This window comes from Bartonella jaculi (assembly GCF_039543045.1).
GTDB classification, from domain to species: domain Bacteria; phylum Pseudomonadota; class Alphaproteobacteria; order Rhizobiales; family Rhizobiaceae; genus Bartonella; species Bartonella jaculi.
The window spans coordinates 1-6,724 of record NZ_BAABIZ010000044.1 but is presented as its reverse complement, the minus strand read 5'-3'; the positions used below and the strand labels follow the sequence as shown (position 1 = coordinate 6,724).

General features: G+C 46.4%; 5 protein-coding genes. All 5 read left to right on the top strand.

The features are described from left to right. Positions 1 to 626: transglycosylase SLT domain-containing protein (locus tag ABD915_RS08625; protein ID WP_345117407.1), on the top strand; the 626-nt coding region annotated here is incomplete at its 5' end. A gap of 12 nt (positions 627 to 638) precedes the next feature. Beyond that, on the top strand, positions 639 to 1,664 hold the full coding sequence (locus ABD915_RS08620) for a phage tail protein (RefSeq protein ID WP_345117404.1): 1,026 nt from the start codon (positions 639 to 641) through the stop codon (positions 1,662 to 1,664). Between the two features lie 7 nt (positions 1,665 to 1,671). Beyond that, positions 1,672 to 3,012, top strand: coding sequence for a phage tail protein (locus ABD915_RS08615; protein ID WP_345117402.1), 1,341 nt, complete (start codon positions 1,672 to 1,674; stop codon positions 3,010 to 3,012). 12 nt (positions 3,013 to 3,024) lie between these two features. Further along, entirely contained in the window at positions 3,025 to 3,258 is a 234-nt protein-coding gene (locus ABD915_RS08610; protein ID WP_345117400.1) for a hypothetical protein, read from the top strand. Positions 3,259 to 3,278: 20 nt separating this feature from the next. Beyond that, positions 3,279 to 6,724, top strand: a 3,446-nt coding sequence (locus ABD915_RS08605; protein WP_345117398.1) for a phage major tropism determinant, incomplete at its 3' end; no start/stop codon positions are given.

Below are 6,724 nucleotides of genomic sequence, written 5' to 3'. Positions count from 1 at the left end.
ATCAAGCGATACGCCAAACAGCAGCGCGTTATGGTTTACCCGAAAGCTATTTGTATCGTGTTGCGCAAGTGGAGAGTGGAGGCAATCCGAACGCAAGGAATCCACGTTCTTCTGCGGGTGGGTTATATCAGTTTATAGACAGCACGGCGAAACAATATGGTTTGCAAGACCGTTTTGACCCCATGCAAGCAGCCGATGCCATGGGGCGGTTGACGCTTGATAATCGCAACCATTTAAGCCGTGTGTTGGGAAGGGCACCTACAGATGCGGAACTGTATTTAGCACATCAACAGGGAGCAGGGGGAGCAGCGCGCCTTTTGCAAAATCCCCATGCCAATGCAGCGCAATTGGTTGGGAGCAATGCGGTTGGTTTGAATGCAGGCAATAATGCAATGCGCGCGGGTGATTTTGTTAATCGTGTTTTCCAAATGTATGGTGGACAGCAACCTTATAGAGCAAGTCCTATTGCACGAGGGGGCATTGGCGAGAGAGCAAACTTGCTGGAGGTTTTACGGGCGTTATTAGCGTCACAGGAAGAGCCTTCAGAAGAAGAGCATGAAGAAGATAATAATCCTTTGATGACGCAATTCATGCGGGCATTTTACGGACCGTTTTACAAGATTTAGGATTCACAAGACATGTCAACGATATATGATTGGTCGCTGAGGGCGTCTGATAACACGCGCGCCGATGATTTGATTGATTGGTCAGAGGGGCAGCGCCCTAGCACGATAAATAACAGTGCGCGTGTGATGATGCAACGTGTGAGAGAGTATTTATCCGATACAGGAGGAGCTCTTGAAGGCATTGTTACGGTTAATCACAGCCAACAAACGACAGCAATTACGCTTCAAACGAAATCGCAATTTTTGGATTACAAGAATGGTATCATTGTGCGGTTTAAAGCCAAGGGCAAGAATGTAGGAGCAACCACGGTATCTCTCAATGGTCTCTCAACGAAACCGGTTTACAAGGCATCAGAAACGGGGGTTCCGATTTTGTTAGAAGGAGAAGAGATTCAAAGCGGATGCATCTATACGCTTGTGTATGATGAAGAGATCTCAGGTTGGCAGCTTCTTAATCCCACCTCCACACTATCGCAACGAGGCTTGGCAAGCGCTCTTTATCCAGCAGGCTTTATTGGGACGTTTGCTATGCAAGCAATCCCTAGTGGTTGGCTATTATGTGATGGAAGTGCTTATTCGCGGAATATTTATAGTGATTTGTTTGCGGCGATAGGGACGACATGGGGGAGTGGCGATGGTTTTAGAACGTTTAATATACCAGATTTACGTGGGATGTTTTTACGCGGCTTTGATGGTGGACGCAATGTTGATACAGGACGTAGTTTTGCGAGTGTACAACAGGATTCCATTCAAGCCCATAAGCATGAAGGTCATAGGATATCCGTTTCTCAAATGGCTGAGGATGAGGAACATTATTGGCATGGAGATGCAACAACTTTATGGGGGCATGCGCTTGATGATGAGCAGAAATCGAGAGTGAGTGCCGTATCTGGCGTAAGAAAAGAAGATATTCAAACCTATGATATTTTGGCAGTTCCTCTTGAGCAGCCGCATAGCCAAGATCTTGTTTTGTCAAGGGCTAGAGAGAGCGAAACGCGCCCGATCAATGTATCGGTTGTTTTTGCGATAAAAACATGAGGCAAGGATGTCAGGCATTTATGATTGGTCATTGAGGGCATCAGAAAATGCAGGCGCTGATGATTTGATTAATTGGTCAGAGGGACAGGCGCCTCATACAGTGAACGATAGTGCGCGTGGAATGATGCAGCGTATGAGAGAGTATATATCGGATACGGGAGGAGCGATTAAAGGCACTGTTTTTGTTAATTGGGAACACTTAGAGACGGTCATAACTTTACAAAATCGGTATGATTTTTCGACTTATAAGAATGGTATAGTTTTGCGTTTTAAGTCGAGTGGCTGGAATGTAGGAGCAACAACGGTTTCACTGAATGCGTTACCAAGAAAAGCAGTTTACAAGGCGACGGCAACCGGTCTTGTCCCGCTTGTAGGAGATGAAATTCACAAGGGATGCATCTATACGCTTGTGTATGATGAAGAGATCTCAGGCTGGCAGCTTCTTAATTCCACGATAAGACAAGAGCGTTCTTTTAAGTGCTTGCCTACTGGTTTTATAGGGGCGTTTGCCATGGAAAGATTGCCTGAAGGTTGGTTGTTGTGTGATGGTCGTTCTTATTCACGGAGTCTTTATCGTGATCTTTTTGCAACGATAGGAACGATGTGGGGTCAGGGTGGTGATGAAACGACGTTTAATGTTCCAGATTTACGGGGGATGTTTTTGCGTGGCTTTGATTATTTAGGTGTTGTTGATCGTGATCGAAGTTTTGCAAGCACGCAACAGAGTTCTTTGAGAGATCATGAACACAGCATTGGGTATGTTGAACCGGTAAGCAGTTCTTCGAGACGCAAGCGTGATCTCTCCTCTGATCCCGAAACGAGAAGAAAGCAAGAACGTGCCGTAGGAGGCTGTTTTGATAGTTACGGGACTTTGGATAAGGTTTATGAGTGTATAACAGAGCGTTTGGAAGGTGCTCCAGCACCTCATTCTTTAATTACAAAATATTCTAAGCGTTGTTTTAGTCCTACTCAGCATGGCTACGAGAATCCTGATTGTTATGGAGGTTCTCAGGAGACGTCTCCTTCACCGCCTCCTAGTTTGGATTATGAAATCATTGGAGATGAGGAATGTATAGGCTTAACGGGAGATGCCTTGGAGAGGTGCAATAAAGCCTTTGATAACGAAGTGCAGACACCACCAGAAGAAACCGCCCCGTCTTTTGAAAGAGAAGCCCATACCGCTCATCGGTTTTTTATTCACCATGAAAGAGGTTTACGTCCACACCTGATTCCCAAACGGGCAGGAGAAGATCTAGGCATTCATGATCATATACTCATGACGGATAGTTTTGGAGGTATTGAAACGCGCCCGATCAATGTGAGTATTGTTTATGGGATTAAGACCTGAGGAGGCAATGCAATGTTATCGAAACCCTTTGCGATATCAGAAATGAGCGACCCGTCCCAAATACGGGTCGTTTTGTATTCGGGAGACCGTTTTATCCATGCGCCGCTTAATGGGCTTGTTGATTTGATCAAGGCGTCTTTGAAGCCAGAATTTGATGGTTCGATAGAAAAGTTAGAAGAACGGTTAAAAGATTTAAGTAGAGAGCTAGAAGAACTGAAAGAGTGTTCATTAGATGAAATACTCTGAATGGATATAGGGAGAAAGAGATGGGGATACCGCATCATACGCATGAATATTCACTACCAGTAGCAACCAAAGAAGAGATCATAGATGGTGCATCTGAAGATACAGTTGTTGTTCCGAAATTGTTAGGAACCGCCTCTCTTTATGCTTATGAGGTTTTTGCGACGGCGGAACAGGGCGTACATGCGCAACAAACTTCCGAACGCGCCTTGGTATTATCCACGACAGCCAAACAGACAGCGGATGATGCGCAAAGATTAGCGAATGATGCGAAGGACTTATCGAATGGAACGGCTGCAACGGTAGGGCAAGCTTTAACGCGAGTATCTACAGCGGAAGAAACGGCGAATGCAGCGAAGAAGGCAGCTGATGACGCTTTGAAGGAAGGAGGGGACGCGAAAAGCAGAGCAGAGGAAGCGGTGACAGCGTCTAATAGTGCGAATGAAACGGCAGGTCGAGCGGTCACAGAAGCGAATGCAGCGAAGAAAGCGGCTGAAGAAGCGCAAAGGGTATCAGGAGAATGCAAAAGCCAATCGGCGAGTGCAGAGAGTTTAGCCAATGAAGCTAAGAGTACATCTGAAGAAGCGAAGCAAATAGCAGAAACCGGCAAGATAGCAGCAGATAAAGCCGTCTCGTTTTCAACAGAAGCCAAGCAGTCTTCTGAAAATGCAGTTAGTGTTTCTACTGAAGCAAAAGGCTTAGCGGAAAGAGCGGTCACAGATGCAGGTGTAGCGAAGACAACAGCTGAAGAAGCAAAGACAATAGCAGGAGAGGCGCAACAAACAGCAGTTGATGCGAAGTCACTAGCGGATGCGACAAAGGTGATGAGCGAAGCTGCCAAGAGTACAGCAGAGGCAGCGGCAGCGAGCAGTACGCAATCCCTGAACACAGCGAAGGAAGCCAAAAGCACAGCAGAGAGTGCGTCTTCTAAAGCCAGTGAAGCGCAAGAAACAGCGTCTAGAGCTCTATCAGTAGCCAATGATCTCAAGCAATCGGTTGATCATGTTAAGAATACAGTTGAGACAGCGAAAAGGACGGCAGAAGGAGCACAAAACAAGGTCTTAACATTAGAAAACCTTGCGACTGAAGCCAAGACGAAAGCTCTAGAATCGAAGCAAACGGTTGAAGAGGTTAAGGCGACAGCGACTTTGGCAGAAACGGTAGCGAATAATGCGAAGCAATTAGCGGATAGTGCGAAGGCGACAGCCGATGAAGCAAAAAATAAAGCAGAGGATGCGGGTGTTGTTTCGCAAGCAGCCAAGAATGCTTCAGAAGAAGCCAAGAAGGTAGCTTCTACAGCGACAGCAACGGCTGATCAGGCGCAACAAGATGTAGCAGCGGCTAGCAGGTTAGCAGGTGAAGCGAAAAGTGAGGCAGAAGAGGTAAAGAGCCAAGCAGCTACAGCGGTAACGTTTTCCAAAGAAGCCAAAGAGATTTCAGCAACAGCAGTAACAGCAGCGAATACAGCAAAGGAAACAGCAACTACGGCGCTATCAGAGGCAAGAGAAGGGAAGGAGAAGTCTGAAGAAGCTAAGCTTCTTTCAGAACAGTCGAAGAGTGTTTGTGAAGACGCCAAGCAAACAGCGTTGGCTGCGAAACAGACAGCCGATAATGCGAAGGTAAGTGCAGGTGAAGCCAAAAGGGCATCTGAGGAGGCAAAGACACTTGCGCAAGAATCCAAGAATGCTTCAGAAGAAGCCAAGCAAGAGGTTGATGGCGTAAAGAGTGTTGTGGAAAGTGCAGTCTCTACAGCCAATACAGCCAAACAAACAGGAGATGATGCGAGCCAAAGGGCATCGGAAGCTTTGACGCAGTCGAGTGAAGCCAAGAGCATAGCTGAAGAAGCAAAAAGCGTATCAGAAGGGGCAAAAACGACAGCTCAATCGGCACAAGATGCGGCATCAGAAGCGACGAGAGTAGCCAATGAAGCGAAAGCTGCCGCAGAACGGGCAGTTGTTTTGGATAGGCAAGCGGTGCATGCGAATGATGAAGCGGTTAAGAGCATAACTGAAGCAGCCAAGAACACAGCCGAAGCAGCGAAATCGTTAGCGGCAGAGGCGAAGAAGGTAGCCGAAGGAGCGCAGAGAAAAGCAGCATCAGTAGCAACGATAGCGGATGAAGCCAAACAGACAGCGGGGTTTGCAGAACGTGATGCGGAGCAAGCACGGAGTAAGGCAGAAAATGCAGAAAGCGTAGCTTATGAAGCACGGAATAAAGCCAACGATGCGAAGGAAGTAGCGGATAGCGCTAAGGCTACAGCCAGTGAAGCGCAACTGGCAGGTGAAGAGGCGAAAACAACAGCAGAAAAAGCAGAATCACGAGCGTATGAAGCAAAGGATGAAGTAGGCAAAGCCAATGAAACAGCTAAGAATGCGAAGCTTATAGCAGAGTCAGCTCAACGTGCAGCAGAAGAGGCAAAAACAGCAGCAGGAGTAGCACAGACAGAGACGAGTGAGTTGAAGGATGCGGTTCAAACCCTAAAGGATGCAGCATCTTCTGCAAAACATGATGCCGAACAAGCGCGAAATACGGCGAAAACAGCGGAAACCGTAGCTAATAGCGCTCATAGTAAAGTTGTAGATGTCAAGCAGGCAGTTGATAGTATCAAAGCCACAACAAGCTTGGCTCAAATAGCAGGAGAAGAGGCGAAAAAAATAGCCGGAAAGGCGGAGACACTGGCACATGAAGCGAGTGATAAAGCCAACGAAGCCAAGCAAGGAGCAGAAGAAGCGCAGAAAGCAGCCAGTGAAGCGCAAATTATTGCTAAAGCCAATCGTGCTATTATTTCGTCTCATAGCTCTCAGACAAAGACTTTAGCGACGGAAGTCAAACAAATAGCGGAGCAAGCGCAACAAGCCTCCGATGCAGTGAAGGCAACGGAAGAAACAGTGAAAGTTGCATGTGCAGAAGCAAAGACAACAGTAGGCTTAGCACAAACAGCAGCTTTGCAAGCAGAAAATGAAGCAAGAGAGGCAAAAAAGGCAGCCCAAGAAGCACAACAAGTTGCTTTGACAGTCCAGAGCAGTTCTTCTGGTTTTAACGATTTTATAAAACATTTAAACTTAAGCGCTATTTCAGTTAACACTCCGTTTCTTGTTGCGTCAGGAAAGAAACAGATAAGATTAAAACAAGGCACACATATTTCTTTTGCTTTAGAAAATGATATCTATATTGCAAGTTACAGGAGTGATGAAGAAATTACCGTTCCTTCTTCATTCTCGTCTGGTAAGGATTATTACATTTATTTGGTGTATGATACAGGCAAATCGCATAAACTTGTTTTATCGGAAAACTCTACTTATCCTGATGGTTATACAGCGAATAATTCTGTTAAGATAGGTGGGTTTCATACCCTCTGTGCGGATGTTGGAACGATTGATGGTCATTCTTTGTCGGGCTATCAAGCGGGGGATATTTTACCGAATTCTGTTTGGTGTTTGAATCATCGTCCGCATAGCTCTCCGGAAGG

Coding starts and splice junctions, on each gene's coding strand:
- ABD915_RS08610 (WP_345117400.1), top strand. CDS start 3,025: ATGTTATCGAAACCCTTTGCGATATCAGAAATGAGCGACCCGTCCCAA.
- ABD915_RS08620 (WP_345117404.1), top strand. CDS start 639: ATGTCAACGATATATGATTGGTCGCTGAGGGCGTCTGATAACACGCGC.
- ABD915_RS08615 (WP_345117402.1), top strand. CDS start 1,672: ATGTCAGGCATTTATGATTGGTCATTGAGGGCATCAGAAAATGCAGGC.